At 75.3% G+C, this 981-nt stretch carries 3 protein-coding genes; all 3 read right to left on the bottom strand.

Going from position 1 to position 981, the window contains the following annotated elements:
* A partial coding sequence (locus KBX53_RS34200; protein WP_210863949.1) for a precorrin-8X methylmutase occupies window positions 1-217 on the bottom strand: 217 nt, incomplete at its 3' end.
* Window positions 214-405 carry a DUF362 domain-containing protein gene (locus KBX53_RS34195; protein ID WP_036410455.1) on the bottom strand — a complete coding sequence of 64 codons (192 nt, stop codon included), beginning with the start codon at window positions 403-405 and terminating at the stop codon, window positions 214-216. The genes KBX53_RS34200 and KBX53_RS34195, both read right to left, overlap by 4 nt.
* Window positions 393-981 (bottom strand): precorrin-3B C(17)-methyltransferase (locus KBX53_RS34190; RefSeq protein WP_210863948.1); only part of this gene is annotated, 589 nt, incomplete at its 5' end. The genes KBX53_RS34190 and KBX53_RS34195, both read right to left, overlap by 13 nt.

Below are 981 nucleotides of genomic sequence, written 5' to 3'. Positions count from 1 at the left end.
CGACCGTCACCACGGGTACGCCCGCGCGCAGCGCGGCCAGCCCGGACCGCAGGGCGGTCTCGTCGCAGACGAGGTCGTCGACGTAGGCGAGGTCGGCGCTGGCGTGCACCACCCGTTCGGTCACCGCGCGGCTCAGCGGCGGCAGGTGCGACAGGTCGACGCGCTCGCGCAGGATGCGGTACGACTCGACCTCGATGGGGTGCACCACCCGGCTCATCGGGCTCCTTCCGACGGCTCGACGACGCGGATCGCGTCGACGGGGCAGATCTCCAGGCACTCCAGGCAGCCGGTGCACCGGTCGGCGCGGACGGTGAGGCCACCGGCGATTGGTGTGATGGCGTGCGTGGGGCAGGTGCGCAGGCAGGCGCCGCAGCCCTGGCAGGCGTCGATGCTCACGAGCGCCACCGGTACCCCCGGGGGGTGACCATCCGGCCGGCGACCAGCCGTGTGTCGCTGTTGCCGACGACCACCACGCTGTACATGTCGACGATCGCCGGGTCGAGCGTGGCCACCGTGGCGAGGTGGACCTGTTCGCCGGGGCGGCTGGCGTTGCGCACCACCCCCACCGGGGTGTCCGGTGGCCGGTGCCCGGCGAGGATGCCGAGCGCCTTGCCGAGCTGCCAGTCGCGGGCCCGGCTGCGCGGGTTGTAGAAGATGGTCACGAAGTCACCCTCGGCGACGGCGGTCACCCGTCGTTCGATGACGTCCCACGGGGTGTGCAGGTCGGACAGGCTCAGGTAGGCGTGGTCGTGCCCGAGCGGCGCGCCGAGCAGCGCCCCGGCCGCGAGGGCGGCGGTGACGCCGGGCACCCCCACCACGTCGATGCGCTCGTCGGCGTACTCCAGGGCGGGGCTGGCCATCGCGTACACCCCGGCGTCGCCGGAGCCGATCAGCGCGACCGCCCGGCCGGCGGCGGCCTCGGCGACGGCGGCGCGGGCCCGCGCCGCCCCCGCGCCCACCCCCCAGGCGAGCACCCCGGTG

The sequence above is a fragment of the Micromonospora sp. M51 genome, assembly GCF_018070305.1.
Taxonomy (GTDB): Bacteria; Actinomycetota; Actinomycetes; order Mycobacteriales; family Micromonosporaceae; genus Micromonospora; species Micromonospora parva.
Note: the sequence above shows the minus strand (reverse complement) of the source record. Positions and strands in the feature narration are given on the sequence as shown.